Genomic DNA, 16068 nt, shown 5'->3' on the forward strand with positions numbered 1-16068 from the left:
AATTTATGAATTACATACTAATGATTTTAGGGGTGTTGGTAGCGCTGTCGCGTTATCTGTTCCCCAAATACGACCAAGCGTTACTCATTGGCGGTATAAGCCTATTGATGATAGGTATTTACCGCATTTCGCGTAACCTACCCTCTAAAAACGAGGAAGATTTTCAAGACCCAGCAACGAAAATAAGAAACCCAGAAGATAATTAGCAAATTGGCAAATTAGCAAATTAGCAAATTAACACAGTGAACATAGGAGATTACATAGAAGTATTAGACGATACCATCAAAGGACATATAGTGCGCCTTACGCCTCAGCAGGTAACAGTGCTTACTACTGAAGGCTTTGAGCTCACTTTTCGTCCTGAGGAAATAATAGTTATTGAAGAAGATGCACCTCTAAAAGGAGCTTTCACAAATATAGATGAAGAGAGTTTGCGCAAAGATGTAGTGAGCAAGCGAAAGAACAAATCGCCCCTCACTAAAAAAGAGCGCAACATCCCTCCAATGGAGGTAGATTTGCACATCGAGCAATTGGTTGATTCTACAAGAAATATGACCAATTACGATATGCTTACCCTACAACTCGAAACCGCTCGCCGGCAGTTAGAGTTTGCTATTGCACAGCGCATCCAGCGGGTAGTGTTCATTCACGGCGTGGGAGAGGGGGTATTGCGTACCGAGTTAGAATTCCTCTTGGGGCGTTACTCCAATGTTACTTTCTACGATGCCGAATACGCCAAATACGGCGTAGGCGCTACCGAAGTATATATCTATCAAAATACAAAATAAATGATTCAAGCTACCAATATTTATAAAACTTATAAAGATTTAGAAGTGCTTAAAGGCGTATCGGTAAATGTTGCCAAAGGCGAAATTGTATCGATAGTAGGTGCTTCAGGAGCTGGAAAAACCACCTTGTTACATATTTTAGGTACTTTAGACAGCCCCGATGCCAATAAACCATCATCGTTGGTAATTAATGGCACAGATATATTGTCGTTATCCTCCAAAGCCTTGGCAAAATTCCGCAATGAACATATCGGGTTTATTTTTCAATTTCATCAGTTGTTGCCCGAGTTCACTGCCTTGGAAAATATTTGTATTCCTGCACTCATTAGAGGAATAGGCAAAAAAGAAGCTGAAAAGCGCGCAATGGAGTTATTAGACTTTTTGCATCTCACCTCGCGTGCCGACCATAAGCCTAATGCCCTTTCAGGAGGCGAGCAACAGCGAGTGTCGGTAGCACGTGCCTTGGTGAACTACCCTTCAGTAGTATTTGCCGATGAACCCAGTGGCAACCTCGATTCCGAAAGTGCTGAAAAACTGCACCAACTCTTCTTCCAACTGCGCAATGAGTTCCGACAAACATTTGTAATTGTTACCCATAACGAAGAATTGGCTACTATGGCAGATAGAAAACTCGTAATGGTAGATGGTCGTATAATGACGAGAGACGAATAACGAGGAACAAATAATATTAATCAAAAATGACTTTTTGTTATGAAAGAAAATGTTTTAAGGAAAAAGAGTCTTACTTTTGCTGTAAGGATTGTAAATCTCTCTAAATACTTAAGGGAGAATAAAAAAGAATTTACGCTATCCGACCAAGTTTTACGTAGTGGCACCGCTATAGGGGCTATGATTTGTGAGGCAGAAAGATCTGAGAGTACTCCTGATTTTATTCATAAGATGAAAATAGCTGAAAAAGAAGCTAATGAAACGCTCTATTGGTTGGAATTATTAAAGGAAACACAATACATTACACAAACTGAATACAATAGTATAAATGATAATACGATTGAACTTATTAAAATGTTAGTAAGTAGTATAAAAACAGCAAGAGCAAATTATAAACAACAGCAAAATTCGTAATTCGTAATTATTCCAGATTCTTTAGTATAAATGATAATACGATTGAACTTATTAAAATGTTAGTAAGTAGTATAAAAACAGCAAGAGCAAATTATAAACAACAGCAAAATTCGTCATTCGTAATTTGTCATTCGTAATTATTCCAGATTCTTTAGTATAAATGATAATACGATTGAACTTATTAAAATGTTAGTAAGTAGTATAAAAACAGCAAGAGCAAATTATAAACAACAGCAAAATTCGTCATTCGTCATTCGTAATTCGTAATTATTCCAGATTCTTTCCCAAATTAGGTCTTATCTTTGCAGCGTTAAACTTAAAAACAGATTAAACGATGAAAAAATTAGTATCAATGATCGCCACTTTTTTATTGACAGTAGTGGCAGTACAAAACGTATCGGCTAAGGATATTCCTATTACCTTTGAACAATTGCCTGCTAAGGCTCAAGCTTTTGTGAAACAATACTTTAAAATAGAAGAAATCGCTTCGGTATGGAGAGACGACGATATCCACGACCAAGATTACAAAGTGTATTTCAACGATGGTAGCGAAATTGAATTCTATGCCAATGGCGACTGGGAAGAAGTAAAAACTCGCACTCTGGCTGTACCTGAGAAACTTATTCCTAATGGTATCGCTCAGTACGTAAAGAAAACTTACCCTCAAACAGATATCTACAAAATCCAAAAGAAACGCTATGGCTATGAGATAGAACTCGCTAACGGGCTTGATTTAGAGTTTAATGCTAAAGGACAATTTTTAAGAATAGACGACTAATGAAACAACTCCTTTTTGCTGCTTTTGCAGCCCTTGCACTCAGCTCGTGCGCACGATTGCCACAGCCTGCTCGTGATTTTATTAGCATTCACTTTCCTCATACTTCTGTTAAAGAAGTAGAAAGAGAAGATGATATCAACGGCTATTCAGTAGAACTTAAAGACCGTACCGAGCTGGAGTTTACAGCTAATGGCGACTGGCTAAAAGTAGAAGGCGAGAATAGCAATAGTATCCCTACTACCTTCTTCCCTAAAGAAATATCCGATTACGTTACCCAGCAGGGTTATATCATCGAAGGAATTAGAAAAACCAATATAGGTTATAAAGTAAATCTTATAGGCTCTCACACCGATTTGTTTTTCAATCACAACGGCGATCCCATCGGAAATTATTAATAACTTTACTACAAATAAAGAGGCTGTCCGAAAAGTCTAAAAATCGCTTTTGCATCATAAACTTTGTCAAAGTCCCAAAACTTTGACAAAGTCTATAAACCTGATAATCAATTACTTTTAGAGTATGTTATGTAGGAAAGCCAGCGATAGCTGGGTATGTGCTGCAAACGCCCTCTCAAGAAAAACTTTTAGGACAGCCTCTTTTTATTGAATATCATATTGCTATCTTAACATCTGTTCGGTATAACAGAATGTTGATTTATAACTATTATAAAATATTCACAAAATAATTCACCATTAGGTGAAAATTTGTGAGATAATATAAAGTAAAGAGTTTTATGCAGTCTTAAATTCGTGAAAATTCGTGAAATTCGTGGGAGATTTAAAATATTTTGCTAATTGTTAAACAATTACTTCTGTCAAACTCACATTATGTTGCTACACTTTGCCAAAGTTTCTAATTGCCTGTGCGGCTCGCACTCGCACCTAATTGAAAAATAAGTGAGGAAACAACTGCTCCATCGGTTTTTTAGAAAAAGCAATTTTAAGAGTAGCCTTGAGAAAGCCCCAGCCATAGCTAAAAAACTGCACCAGAAGTGCCCAAACCGAGAGCAACCCTATTTTTACACTGCGGTTTTCACGGGTGCTATCCCAACCTATAAGGATAAAATAACATACATATATGAGCAGCGGGGCTATATACCCCCAAACAAGTAGTAATAACGCCCCACAAAGCCCTAAGGCAAAGCAGGTAGGTAGCCAAAAAGTAAGTTTGCGTGACTCTGGATGCCAATGGTTGAGGATAGCCCGTGTCTGTCCGAATTTACTTACTTGAGTGCGGAATTTTTCCCACGAAATACGACGTTTGTGAAATACAAAAGCAGTAGGGATAAAGGCAGTGTCAAAACCTTGTTCCCAGAGGCGTATCACTAAATCGGGGTCTTCACCAGGGTGTATTTTTCCAAAACCACCTGTCGCCTCAAAAGCCTTACGCGATAATCCCATATTAAAACTACGAGGTTCAAATCGTTGAATGCGCTTTTGGCTACCGCGAATCCCTCCTGTAGTGAGCAAGGACGTCATAGTGTAGTTGATAGCCTTCTGTATATCAGTAAAATCATCAGTAGCGGTATCAGGCCCTCCAAAGCAATCTACATAATGAGTTTGCAGATAATCGTCTACAGCTTCTAAATAGTGAGGAGGCAAGATGCAATCGGAATCTAAAATCAGAAAATAATCGTGTTGAGCGTGTTGCATCCCGTAATTGCGAGAGTCACCAGGGCCTGTGTTGGGTTTAGGAAGATAGGTGATTGATAAATCATTTTTGTATTTCTCGCATACTTCTTTTGAAGGAATAGTAGAACCGTCTTCAATCACTACTACCTCAAAAGTATCTTCGTAAGTTTGTGATACAAGGCTATTTAGTAGTTCATCTAACTCGTCCGGACGGTTGTATATAGGGATGATAAAACTGTACTTCATCTGTTAATATAATGTTAAAATTCAAAGGTTTTGTAACATCTGTGTAAAGCTATACGTATAATAGGGCGTATAAGAATCGACAAAATTAAGGATTTTTTCTGAATGAGACAACTAAAAATTACCAAACAGGTAACCAACCGTGAAACCGCGTCTCTTGATAAGTACTTACAAGAGATTGGGCGTGTAGATTTGATCACTGCCGATGAAGAGGTAGAATTAGCACAACGTATCAAAGCAGGCGATGTAGCTGCTTTAGAAAAACTAACCAAAGCAAATTTGCGCTTCGTAGTATCGGTAGCTAAACAATACCAAAACCAAGGTCTTACTCTTCCTGACCTTATCAACGAAGGGAACTTAGGGCTCATCAAAGCCGCACAGCGATTCGACGAAACTCGTGGGTTTAAGTTTATTTCTTACGCCGTATGGTGGATTCGTCAGTCTATTTTGCAAGCCTTAGCCGAGCAATCGCGTATTGTGCGCTTACCGCTCAACAAAATTGGTTCTATCAACAAAATCAACAAGATGTACGCTTACCTCGAACAGGCGAACGAGCGTGTACCTTCCGCCGAAGAGATTGCACGTGAGTTAGATATGTCCGTAAACGATGTAAAAGAATCAATGAAAAATGCAGGGCGTCATATCTCTATGGATGCGCCTTTGGTTGAAGGAGAAGATTCTAATCTTTACGACGTGATTCGCAGTAACGAATCGCCTAACCCCGATAAGTCGCTTATTTTAGACTCTTTGCGTACCGAAATTGAGCGCGCACTCGAAACACTCACCCCACGGGAAGCCGATGTAGTGCGTTTGTACTTTGGTTTGGGCGACCAGCACGCTATGACCCTTGAGGAAATAGGTGAAACCTTTGATCTCACCCGTGAGCGCGTACGTCAAATCAAAGAAAAAGCCATTCGTCGCCTCAAACACACTTCACGCAGTAAAATTCTAAAAACATACTTAGGATAGTCAATTACAAGTTACGAATTGTGAATTACGACTGTACCTCTACACTTTGCCAAAGTTTCCTGCCTATGTGGCTCGTACCTTTGACAAAGTTTTTTCTTATCTCTTACCTCTTACTTAAATAAAATGAATTACCTTTGGAACTTTAAACCCCTGCCACCGCAAACCACTGTAAAACAGCTACAACAAGAGCTCAACATCAGCGAGCCCTTGGCAATACTCTTAGCCCAACGAGGCATAACCACTTTTCAGCAGGCTAAAGACTTCTTTCGCCCTACCCTATCTCAATTGCATAATCCTTTCTTGATGAAAGGAATGAAAGAAGCTGTTGAGCGTTTAGACCAAGCCTTAAAAAATAATGAAACTATCCTTATCTATGGCGATTACGATGTCGATGGCACTAGTGCGGTTTCTCTGATGGAACGTTATCTCAGCATTTTCACTTCTAAATTGCACACCTACGTCCCCAACCGTTATACCGAGGGCTATGGCATTTCTTTTCAAGGAATAGACTATGCCGAGGCGCAAGGTTGTACCCTCATCATTGCGCTCGACTGCGGTATCAAAGCTATTGATAAAGTGCAATATGCCAAAGAAAAAGGGATTGATTGTATCATTGCCGACCACCACCGCCCGTCAGACCAAGTGCCGGATGCCGTGGCTGTACTCGACCCTCAACAAGCTGATTGCCCTTATCCGTATAAAGAACTCTGTGGCTGTGGTTTAGGCTTTAAATTGGCGCAAGCATATCACGAGTATTTGCAACGCCCGTTCAGTGAACTGATGCCTCTTTTAGATTTAGTCGCCGTCGCCACTGCTGCCGATATTGTGCCAATGGACGGTGAAAATCGCACGCTGATGTACTTCGGTTTAGAAGTGATTAATAAACAGCCCTCAGCAGGAGTAAAAGCGCTCTTTGGCGAACATCAAGGGACTATTACGGTAAGCGATGTAGTGTTTAAGGCTGCCCCGCGTATCAATGCCGCCGGACGTATAGAACACGGCAAATATGCTGTCTCTCTACTCACCGAAACTTCACCTGAACAAGCTTTGCAAAAAGCCAAACAAATAGACGAACTCAACAGCGAACGCAAGGAATTAGATAGCAGTATCGCCGCCGAAGCACTCGACCAAATAGAGCGCAATGGAGAGCAAAATCGCTATACTTCAGTAGTTTTCAGCGAGCAGTGGCACAAAGGGGTGATAGGTATTGTCGCTTCTCGCCTTATCGAACATTACTACCGCCCTACGATAGTATTTACCAAGAGTGGCGATAAGTATGCCGCCTCAGCACGTTCGGTACAAGGGTTTGATATCTATGAGGCCTTGGAGCAGTGCAGCGAACATTTAGAACAGTTCGGCGGACATAAATACGCGGCAGGACTCACGCTCCTCCCCGAGCAATACCCACTCTTCAAAGAGGTGTTTGAAACGGTGGTAAAACAAACCATCGACCCTGAATTGCGCACCCCGAAACTCTCTATAGATACCGCACTTCCCTTGAGTAAACTCACTCAAAAATTCTATAATGTCCTCAAACAGTTCGAGCCTTTCGGGCCTTGCAACCTGCCACCGCTCTTCTATGCCGAAAATGTAGTCGATACAGGTTTTGCAAAACGCATAGGTAAGAATAACGAGCACTTAAAACTCTGTTTGCGCGAAGTGGGCAGTGCCCCGTATTTCGATGCTGTAGGTTTTAGTTTAGGACATAAACTCTCTCTCATCACCTCAGGTAAACCTTTTAGCATTGTCTATTCAGTAGAAGAAAACCTGTGGAATGGCAAGCTAAGTTTGCAGTTGCAAGTCAGAGACATAAAATAATTTGCTAATTTCCAAATTTGCTAATTAACGTCAGTTCGATATAACAAAATATTGATTTACAGCTTTGTAACATAATATATTCACAAAATAATTCACCGTCAGGTGAAAATTCGTGAGATAATAAAAAAATAAAGACTTTTATGCACTCCCAATTTCGTGAAAATTCGTGTAATTCGTGGGAGATTTAAAACATTTTGCTAATTTCCAAATTTCCTAATTTGCTAATTAATATATTTTGGTATTATTTTTGCAGCTATTCTAACGACTAACAACTAAATAATAACTAAAAAAAATGGCAAACATTACATTTCACGATCAGCTTGCACACACTGCTGGCGAACTTCCAAAAGTGGGCGTAGTAGCCCCTGAATTTTCAGCTGTTAAAAACGATTTAGCCGAAGTAAAACTCTCTGATTTCAGAGGTAAAAAAGTAATTTTAAACATTTTTCCCAGTGTAGATACAGGTGTATGTGCTGCTTCAGTGCGTAAATTTCACGTCGAGGCTTCAAAACTCAATAATGTAGCAATCCTTTGTATATCAAAAGATTTGCCTTTTGCACTCACACGTTTCTGTGCAGCCGAAGGTATTGATAATCTTACAATGCTCTCCGATTTCCGCGGTGATTTTGCAGCTCATTATCCTATTGTTTTTACCGATAGTCCACTAAAAGGATTGCTATCTCGTTGTATAGTAGTGCTCGACGAACAAGGCAAAGTAGTATATACCGAGCAAGTAGCCGAAACTACTAACGAACCTAACTACGCTAAAGCACTCCAAGCAATTAACAATTAATAATTGTGTCACAAAAAGGCTGTCCGAAAAGTCTAAAAAATGCTTTTGCATCATAAACTTTGTCAAAGTCCCAAAACTTTGACAAAGTCTATAAGTTTGATAATCAATCACTTTTAGAGTATGTTATGTAGAGGCATTTAGCAAACGCCCACACAAATAAAACTTTTTGGACACCTTCTCTATTGTCAAATCATAGCTTGTTACCTTTTTTATTGCCCAATCGCCAAATTATTCTTATCTTTGCCCCCTCAATAGGCCACCCTCACACCTGTCCCCCTAAACCCTAATAAAAATGGCTAAAAAGAAACAAGATAAAAACAAAGATAGCGATAAATCTTCTACAAAAAACAAAGAGGCTAAAACCGTTAAATCCAAGCAACGCCGCCTGATATGGGGTGGTTTTTTAGTACTACTTACAGTCTATTTGCTTTTTATTTTTACTTCATTTTTCTTTTCTTGGCAAGCCGACCAAAGTGTGTGGGCTGACCTTGCTAATCGTGAAGAAATCGCCGATAACTTAGGCAGTAAAATAGGAGCTTATCTCAGCTATCTATTGATGTACAAAGGCTTTGGTATCGCAACCTTCATCGCCGTATGGCTCATTTTCCTCTCCGGACTCAAATATCTGTTCAATATCAAAATAGCATTGCTCAACCGCTGGTATTGGGGCACTTTGCTAATGGTACTCCTCGCTACTTTTTTAGGCTTTTTGCAAGGAAAATCTACTATCCTTTCAGGAGTTTCTGGCTATGAAGTAAATCATTTTCTGCAAGATTACTTTGGTAAAATAGGTACTTTTTTAATCCTTTTCTTCTTTGCTTTGGTATATGCTATTACCAAATGGCAACTCACCCCCGAGAAGATAATGTCTTTCTTCCAAAATACCTTTACTAAACTGAAACGAGAACACGACGATGAACAAGATGACGATTTTGAAGATGCTGATGATACTCCTCCTACAACCTCTTCTGATATCATAACTGACAATGAAGAGGAACAAGATGTGGAAATCGTTCTTCCTCAAGTAGATGATGAAAAAATCGACCCTTTTACACATAAAAAAGAAATTCCATTCCTCGATGGCAAAGGTGAATTGGAAATTACCAATATCCCTGAAGATGAAGCTCCTGAACTCACCATCACTCCTATAGTGCCGCCTGTAATGGTTGATCCTGAAGATTTAGCCAAGCAATTAGTAGAAAATTACGGCGAATACGACCCGCGTTTAGACCTCAGCGACTATCGTTTCCCTACAATTGAATTGTTGAACGAACCTAAAGATAAAGGTATCATTATCAACGAGGAAGAGCTAAAGGAAAACAACGATACGATTATCAAAACCTTAGCCGATTACAAAATTGAAATCTCCAAAATCAAAGCGACAGTAGGGCCTACTGTTACTCTCTACGAAATTGTACCGGTGGCGGGTACGCGTATTGCGAAAATCAAGAGTTTGGAAGATGATATTGCGCTCTCACTCGCGGCTCTCGGTATTCGTATCATCGCTCCTATCCCCGGCAAAGGAACCATTGGTATTGAGGTACCTAACAAAAAACCGACAATGGTGTATATGCGCTCAATGATTACCGCTCAAAAGTTCCAAAACGCCGAAATGGAACTCCCTATTGCCTTTGGTAAAACCATTAGTAACGAAACTTTCGTCGCCGATCTTACTAAAATGCCACACTTGCTGATGGCGGGAGCTACTGGGCAAGGTAAATCGGTAGGTATCAATGTCGTGCTCACCTCTCTGCTCTACAAAAAACACCCTGCTGAGGTGAAATTCGTGCTCGTCGACCCTAAAAAAGTGGAACTCTCTATCTTCGAGACGATTGAACGCCACTTCCTCGCCAAACTACCCGATAGTGAAGAGGCAATTATCACCGATAACAAAAAAGTGGTGAATACGCTTAACTCCCTCTGTATTGAGATGGACAACCGTTACGAACTGCTAAAAAATGCTCAAGTGCGCAACATCAAAGAGTACAACGCTAAGTTCAAAGCGCGACAACTCAACCCTAACGAGGGACATCGTTTCTTACCTTATATCGTATTGGTAGTAGATGAGTTTGCCGACTTGATTATGACGGCAGGTAAAGAGGTGGAACTCCCTATCGCTCGCTTGGCACAGCTTGCCCGCGCCATTGGTATCCACTTGATTATCGCTACCCAACGTCCATCTACTAACGTAATTACAGGTATTATCAAAGCCAACTTCCCTACACGTGTCGCCTTTAAAGTGAGCTCTAAAATCGACTCTAAAATCATCTTAGATGGCTCTGGGGCCGAGCAGCTCATCGGTCGAGGTGATATGCTCTACTCACAAGGCAATGAGCCCGTGCGCATACAATGTGCTTTTGTCGATACACCTGAAATACAACACATTACCGAGTTTATTGGGGCACAACGCGCCTACCCCGATGCCTACTTGCTACCTGAATATGTAGGCCCCGATAGCGAACCTGTAGATTTAGATTTCGACCCCTCCGAACGTGACCCTATGTTCCGCGAAGCCGCCGAAGTAGTTGTCAATGCGCAACAAGGTTCAGCATCGCTCTTGCAACGCAAACTCAAATTGGGCTACAACCGCGCAGGTCGCCTCATCGACCAGTTAGAACACGCCGGTGTAGTAGGACCTTTTGAGGGTAGTAAAGCCCGCCAAGTGCTTGTGCAAGACATCACAAGCTTAGACCGCCTCTTAGGAGGAAGTGAATAGTGAAAAGTGAATAGTGCAAAGTGAAAAATCCTTTTTGTGGCTTGTCCCCCTTCGGGAAAGTCTGCGAAAGCAGAGTATGTGGGGCCATACACCTATTGCTACACTTTGCTAAAGTTGATTACTCTGACAATCAATCTATTGTAGGGGCGTTTTGCAAACGCCTACACAAATAAAAATAGGCTAAGCCTTTAAATGTGAACACCCTGAGCTACGAAGCTACAAGAATAATCCTGATAATAACAATCAACAATGATAGAACAAAACCTCACCACAAACCTTACCACAAAAACAGCCGACCTCCAAGCAGTACTCCACGCTCACTTTGCCGATTGCTTCAGTAAAGAGGGAAGTTTTGATTTTGAGAAATTTAAAGCAGTATTACAACAAAAAGAAGTAGACTTTTTCACCGAAAGCTATTCCTTGCAATGGCTCGGCAAGCAGTATGCCCGTCTGTTAGCTACCGACCCTGTAACAACGCTCTTGCGCGCCGATGAGGCGCATAACGCCTTGCCTGAAAACGCCCATTCGCAAAACCTACTGCTCAAAGGCGACAACCTCGAAGTACTCAAGCACCTCACCAATGCCTATTACGAAAAGGTGAAAATGATATACATCGATCCGCCTTACAACACAGGCTCTGACGGTTTTGTATATCAGGACGACCGCAAGTTCACTGTACCTCAGCTCGCCCAGTTGGCAGGAGTAAGTGAGGAGGTAGCCCAACGTATTTTGAGTTTCACCCAGAGCAAGAGCAACTCGCATTCCGCTTGGCTTACTTTTATGTATCCCCGCTTATATATTGCCCGCCAATTGCTCAAAGACGATGGTGTCATATTCGTATCTATAGACGATAACGAAGTCGCACAACTGCGTCTACTAATGGATGAAGTGTTTGGTGAGGATAATTTTGTGGGACAATGGAATTGGTTTAAATCTGCTACTCCAGCCAATCTTTCTAAAAAAATAAAGAAAAACATAGAATATATTTTGTGTTACCAAAAAGGTAGCAACTTTGGATTTTTCAAAGGAATTTTAAAACATAGTAAAAGTGAAGATCCTTTTACAAAACCTCAAAATTCATTAAAAACACTTATTTTTCCACCCAATAGTATTAATACAAAATTAGAAGATGGTATTTATAAGGCTGGTACTTATGGAACGGAGAAATTTCCAAATGAACTATTAGAAGATCTCATTATAAAAAACGGGAAAAATGAAAATAATGCTATCTTTAGTAATAGATTTATTTGGCAACAATCCAAATTAGATGAAGAGATAAAGAAAAAAACTCGTATCTCTCTATCTAAACAATTGGTTTTATCGTATAAAAAAGCAGATTATGGAGAAGAGGTTCCTCCTAATCTAATCGATAAAAATGTTGATGTAGAAACCACAGAAAATGCAGGAAATGAATTAGCAAAACTATTTGATAATACTATTGTTTTTAATTATCCAAAACCTATTTCTTTAATTAAATATCTAATTAACTTCTTAGTTGATAAAGATGCTAACGACCTCATTCTCGATTTCTTTGCAGGATCAGGTACTACTGCCGATGCTGTGATGCAACTCAATGCGAAAGACGAGGGCAACCGCCGTTTTATACTTGTACAACTCCCTGAGCTTATCGATAAGAAAAAGAACAAAACTGCTTACGAAGCTGTCTTGTCTTTCCCATCATTCGTCTCTCGTAATTCGTCATTACCCGCCGTGCCTACTATTTTCGATATTACTAAAGAACGTTTGCTAAGAGCAGCTGCTAAACTCAAAGCTGAAAAAAACGACCTTTTTAACACAAAAGCGGTAGACTTCGGCTTCCAAATTTATGAAACTTTCCCTATTTGGGACGACTATGAGTTTGAGGCAAAGGATTTTACCCCTTCTCTTACTCTTTTTGATGAAACAAAACTCACCGATGCCGACCTCCGTGCCTTGTTACTCACTTGGAAAACCTACGATGGCATTCCACTAACAGAAAGTCTTGCTTCTGTAAATTTAGCAGGCTATGAAGCCTATTACGGTTTTGATAAATTGTACTTAATACATCGCGGTTTTACTACCGAAAGCTTAAAAGTATTGCTTGAAATGATGGACAACACCCCCGATTTCAACCCTACGACCATTGTAGTCTTTGGCTATCATTTCGAGAGTGCACACCTGCGCCAAATTGCCGAAAACGTGAAAGCGTATGCCAATAAAAAAAGTATCAGCACCGATTTTATCATAAGGAACTAAGTATGAAGCTCAAATTTGAAAAAAATCTCGACCACCAGTCAAAAGCAGTCAAAAATACGGTGAGTGTTTTTGATGAGTTACACGTGCAGTCGCCTAAAAAACAAGGAGCTGAGTGTATCAACCCTAAGGTGGATAAAAATAGTTATGCTTATGAGCGCAATATTAGGGAGCTGCAAAAAGCCCAAGAAATAGACACGCGTTATTGCGATGCCCGCAGCAATATCATCGATGTGATGATGGAAACAGGTACGGGCAAAACCTATACCTATACTAAAACTATTTTTGAGCTCAACAAAGCCCTCGGCATCTTTAAGTTTGTGATAGTAGTCCCTACCCTCTCTATCAAAGCGGGTACCCTTAGTTTTCTAAAGTCGGAAAGTGCACGTAGCCATTTTATGGACGACTATAGCAAAACCATTGAAGTGCATATAGTCGAAAGTCAAAAGAGTAGCAAGGGCAACAAAAGCGGCTTTCCGCCTGCTGTGCGCAGTTTTGTAGAAGCCACTGCTACACAAAACAAAATACAAGTGCTGCTCATCAATGCAGGGATGCTCAATTCGGATACAATGCAAAAAACGTTCGACCAAACCTTGTTCGACCGTTATGCGATACCCTTTGAAGCCATTGCTGCCACCGCCCCTTTCCTCATCATCGATGAACCTCATAAGTTTGCCCAAGAAAACAAAACGTGGGAAGCCATTAAAAAGATGTCTCCTCAGTTTATTTTCCGCTATGGGGCTACTTTCCCTGATAAAGAACTAAAACGCAAAACAGTATTCGGTACTACCGAAACAATTAAAATAAAAGATTACCACAATTTAGTATACCAACTCACCTCTGTCGATGCTTTCAACAGCAACTTGGTAAAAGGTGTAGTGGGGTATGTTACTGAGTTTTCAGGAAGTAACAATGCCTTGTTGCGCCTTACGGACACCGATGGCAAAGAAGCACATTTTGAGCTGATAGAAAACAATAGTCAAAAGAAAATTGTCTTAACCAAAGGCGATGATTTTGAGAGAGCTCACCCCGCAATGCACGGCTTGCAGATAGTACAACTAAATAAAACTACCGTTCTGTTATCCAATGGTTTAGAACTCAAAAAAGGCGATAAACTCAACCCTTATTCGTATTCGGAAACCTTGCAAGATAGAATGTTGCAAAAAACGATTTTCCATCATTTTGAGTTAGAACGCGAGCTGCTCTGTCGCGAAGTGCGCATCAAACCGCTCACTTTGTTCTTTATCGATAACATCGAGGAATACCGCAATACCGAAGGTCATTTGCGCAAAACGGTAGAACTCCTTATCAAAGCTGAAGCCCAAAGACGTTTGTATTCTGAAGAAAACGAGTTTTATCGCGCTTATCTACAGAAAACCATCGACAATATCGCTGGTACACACGGTGGTTATTTCTCTAAAGATAATTCGGTTAAAGATGAAGAAGTAGAAAAGGAAATCAACGAAATTTTGCACGACAAAGAAGCAATATTGAGTCTGCAAAACCCACGCCGGTTCATCTTTTCCAAATGGACGTTGCGCGAGGGTTGGGATAATCCCAATGTTTTCCAGATATGCAAGTTGCGCAGTAGTGGTAGTGAGATTAGCAAACTGCAAGAAGTAGGGCGTGGCTTGCGCTTGCCTGTGAATGAGTACGGCAATAGGGTGAAGGATAGCAATTTCTTTCTAAACTATTTTGTAGATTTCACCGAAAACCAATTTGTAGACCAATTGGTGAAGGAAATTAACGATAAATCAGGGTCTGTTTCAATTGAAACGCCACTTGATAGTTTGAACGACGATCTTATCAGTCAAATTGTAAAACTGTATCATTTTGATGATAAAAATGCGCTTTTAGAGGAATTAGATGAACACAATGTACTCAAACGCGATAACAGTTTCAAACAAGGTGGTTTAGACTATGTACGAGCACATTTCCCCTTAGCTTTTCAAGGGGTAGATAGCAGCAAGATACGCAAGGCTACCCAGCCTAAAAGAACTATACGTATACGCGCCGATAAATACAGTAAGCTAAAAGAGTTTTGGGAGCAGCTCAACGAAAAAGCGATTTTGGAGTATCAGTTCAAAAACGAACAACAGTTTCAAGATCTCTTTGTAGACTATCTCAAAAACGAAAGTCGCAGTGCTAACCGCTCTTTTGAGAAATGTACTTTAGTAGAAATTGTCAATAGAATACACGTACAAGACAAACGCGCTTATGTATCCGAAGAAAGAGCTGAATACCACGAACGCAAGCAGTCGTTTTCAACAATGAGCTATAGTGATTTCTTAAAAGAACTTTCAAAAATACTCTTTGTGAACATCAAAACCCTACACAAGGCGTTTTACAGCACCCCTACCGACATCAATCTGTATCTAAATATAGCGACGATAAGGGCTATCAAACAAAATTTTGAGTTTTTCTTGTTAGCCAATGCCTTTACTAAATATACAGTAGGCTACCAAAAAGTTAGCAATGCGATACACCCTACCAAGCTCACTAATGCTAAGGGAGAGCCTTTAGCCGAAATACCTGCTGCTGAGGTTGGGATACTTTCCGAAAATCAAACCGTTGCTCATAACTATCTGTTCGATGAACTCTTTTTTGATTCGGAATTAGAGCGCGAAAACATCTTGCAAAATATAGATAGTGTAACCGTATTTACCAAAATACCTAAAAACTCTATCAAAATACCCGTGGCAGGAGGCAAAACCTATTCACCCGATTTCGCTTACATCGTGCAGTACAAAAACCAATCCCAACAACTGCACTTTGTGATAGAGAGCAAGAACGTACCCCATGACAACGCTTTGCGCGAAGAAGAAAAACTGAAAATAAGGCACGCTGTAGCTTTCTTCAAAGGCAAAGTGAATATACATTTCAAAACCCAATTCAGCAACGACAAAATAATGACGGTCTTACAAGAAACCTATTATAACAATTAACAATTGACAATGTTTGCGTCGCTACACTTTGCCAAAGTTAATACACAGGTTTAGACCGCCTCTTAGGAGGAA

The 16068-nt window shown here is 40.3% G+C and carries 13 protein-coding genes; 12 read left to right on the forward strand and 1 reads right to left on the reverse strand.

From position 1 onward, the window contains the following. Positions 1-5 precede the first annotated feature (5 nt). From JMN12_RS04635 to JMN12_RS04660, 6 genes are all read left to right on the forward strand, one after another. Positions 6-206 (forward strand): hypothetical protein, encoded by a 201-nt coding sequence (locus JMN12_RS04635; RefSeq protein ID WP_009750772.1) that lies wholly within the window; start codon positions 6-8, stop codon positions 204-206. Positions 207-242: 36 nt separating this feature from the next. Beyond that, positions 243-788 carry a Smr/MutS family protein gene (locus JMN12_RS04640; RefSeq protein ID WP_203137506.1) on the forward strand — a complete coding sequence of 182 codons (546 nt, stop codon included), beginning with the start codon at positions 243-245 and terminating at the stop codon, positions 786-788. Continuing rightward, positions 789-1460, forward strand: coding sequence for an ABC transporter ATP-binding protein (locus tag JMN12_RS04645; RefSeq protein ID WP_203137507.1), 672 nt, complete (start codon positions 789-791; stop codon positions 1458-1460). 39 nt (positions 1461-1499) lie between these two features. Continuing rightward, the gene (locus JMN12_RS04650; RefSeq protein ID WP_203137512.1) at positions 1500-1871 is read left to right on the forward strand and encodes a four helix bundle protein; all 372 of its coding nucleotides are present in this window, start codon (positions 1500-1502) and stop codon (positions 1869-1871) included. 334 nt (positions 1872-2205) lie between these two features. Next, a complete protein-coding gene (locus JMN12_RS04655; protein ID WP_203082057.1) occupies positions 2206-2649 on the forward strand; it encodes a PepSY-like domain-containing protein in 444 nt (147 codons plus the stop codon). Continuing rightward, positions 2649-3044: a PepSY-like domain-containing protein gene (locus tag JMN12_RS04660; protein WP_203137522.1), complete on the forward strand. Its 396-nt coding sequence runs from the start codon at positions 2649-2651 to the stop codon at positions 3042-3044. Before JMN12_RS04655 ends, JMN12_RS04660 begins: the two co-directional genes overlap by 1 nt. 486 nt (positions 3045-3530) lie before the next feature. Here JMN12_RS04660 and JMN12_RS04665 read toward each other — a convergent pair whose 3' ends face one another. Beyond that, entirely contained in the window at positions 3531-4526 is a 996-nt protein-coding gene (locus tag JMN12_RS04665; protein ID WP_203137524.1) for a glycosyltransferase, read from the reverse strand. 102 nt (positions 4527-4628) lie between these two features. Here JMN12_RS04665 and JMN12_RS04670 point away from each other — a divergent pair, with 102 nt between their 5' ends. The 6 genes from JMN12_RS04670 to JMN12_RS04695 all read left to right on the forward strand — a co-directional run bounded on the left by JMN12_RS04670 (position 4629) and on the right by JMN12_RS04695 (position 15996). Next, positions 4629-5492 (forward strand): RNA polymerase sigma factor RpoD/SigA, encoded by an 864-nt coding sequence (locus JMN12_RS04670; protein ID WP_088594954.1) that lies wholly within the window; start codon positions 4629-4631, stop codon positions 5490-5492. Positions 5493-5615: 123 nt separating this feature from the next. After that, complete coding sequence (gene recJ, locus JMN12_RS04675) at positions 5616-7310, forward strand: single-stranded-DNA-specific exonuclease RecJ (RefSeq protein ID WP_203137527.1); 1695 nt, start codon at positions 5616-5618, stop codon at positions 7308-7310. Between the two features lie 292 nt (positions 7311-7602). Next, positions 7603-8103 carry a thiol peroxidase gene (gene tpx / locus JMN12_RS04680; protein WP_203137529.1) on the forward strand — a complete coding sequence of 167 codons (501 nt, stop codon included), beginning with the start codon at positions 7603-7605 and terminating at the stop codon, positions 8101-8103. Between the two features lie 292 nt (positions 8104-8395). Further along, positions 8396-10819 carry an FtsK/SpoIIIE family DNA translocase gene (locus JMN12_RS04685; protein ID WP_203137538.1) on the forward strand — a complete coding sequence of 808 codons (2424 nt, stop codon included), beginning with the start codon at positions 8396-8398 and terminating at the stop codon, positions 10817-10819. Positions 10820-11068: 249 nt separating this feature from the next. Next, positions 11069-13054, forward strand: a complete 1986-nt coding sequence (locus JMN12_RS04690; protein WP_203137540.1) for a site-specific DNA-methyltransferase — start codon at positions 11069-11071, stop codon at positions 13052-13054. Positions 13055-13056: 2 nt separating this feature from the next. Continuing rightward, positions 13057-15996, forward strand: a complete 2940-nt coding sequence (locus JMN12_RS04695) for a type III restriction-modification system endonuclease (RefSeq protein WP_203137542.1) — start codon at positions 13057-13059, stop codon at positions 15994-15996. Positions 15997-16068 lie beyond the last annotated feature (72 nt).

Source organism: Capnocytophaga genosp. AHN8471 (genome assembly GCF_016806945.1).
In the GTDB taxonomy this organism is placed as follows: Bacteria; Bacteroidota; Bacteroidia; order Flavobacteriales; family Flavobacteriaceae; genus Capnocytophaga; species Capnocytophaga periodontitidis.

Coding starts and splice junctions, on each gene's coding strand:
- JMN12_RS04635 (WP_009750772.1), top strand. CDS start 6: ATGAATTACATACTAATGATTTTAGGGGTGTTGGTAGCGCTGTCGCGT.
- JMN12_RS04645 (WP_203137507.1), top strand. CDS start 789: ATGATTCAAGCTACCAATATTTATAAAACTTATAAAGATTTAGAAGTG.
- JMN12_RS04650 (WP_203137512.1), top strand. CDS start 1,500: ATGAAAGAAAATGTTTTAAGGAAAAAGAGTCTTACTTTTGCTGTAAGG.
- JMN12_RS04655 (WP_203082057.1), top strand. CDS start 2,206: ATGAAAAAATTAGTATCAATGATCGCCACTTTTTTATTGACAGTAGTG.
- JMN12_RS04660 (WP_203137522.1), top strand. CDS start 2,649: ATGAAACAACTCCTTTTTGCTGCTTTTGCAGCCCTTGCACTCAGCTCG.
- JMN12_RS04665 (WP_203137524.1), bottom strand. CDS start 4,526: ATGAAGTACAGTTTTATCATCCCTATATACAACCGTCCGGACGAGTTA.
- JMN12_RS04670 (WP_088594954.1), top strand. CDS start 4,629: ATGAGACAACTAAAAATTACCAAACAGGTAACCAACCGTGAAACCGCG.
- recJ (WP_203137527.1), top strand. CDS start 5,616: ATGAATTACCTTTGGAACTTTAAACCCCTGCCACCGCAAACCACTGTA.
- tpx (WP_203137529.1), top strand. CDS start 7,603: ATGGCAAACATTACATTTCACGATCAGCTTGCACACACTGCTGGCGAA.
- JMN12_RS04685 (WP_203137538.1), top strand. CDS start 8,396: ATGGCTAAAAAGAAACAAGATAAAAACAAAGATAGCGATAAATCTTCT.
- JMN12_RS04690 (WP_203137540.1), top strand. CDS start 11,069: ATGATAGAACAAAACCTCACCACAAACCTTACCACAAAAACAGCCGAC.
- JMN12_RS04695 (WP_203137542.1), top strand. CDS start 13,057: ATGAAGCTCAAATTTGAAAAAAATCTCGACCACCAGTCAAAAGCAGTC.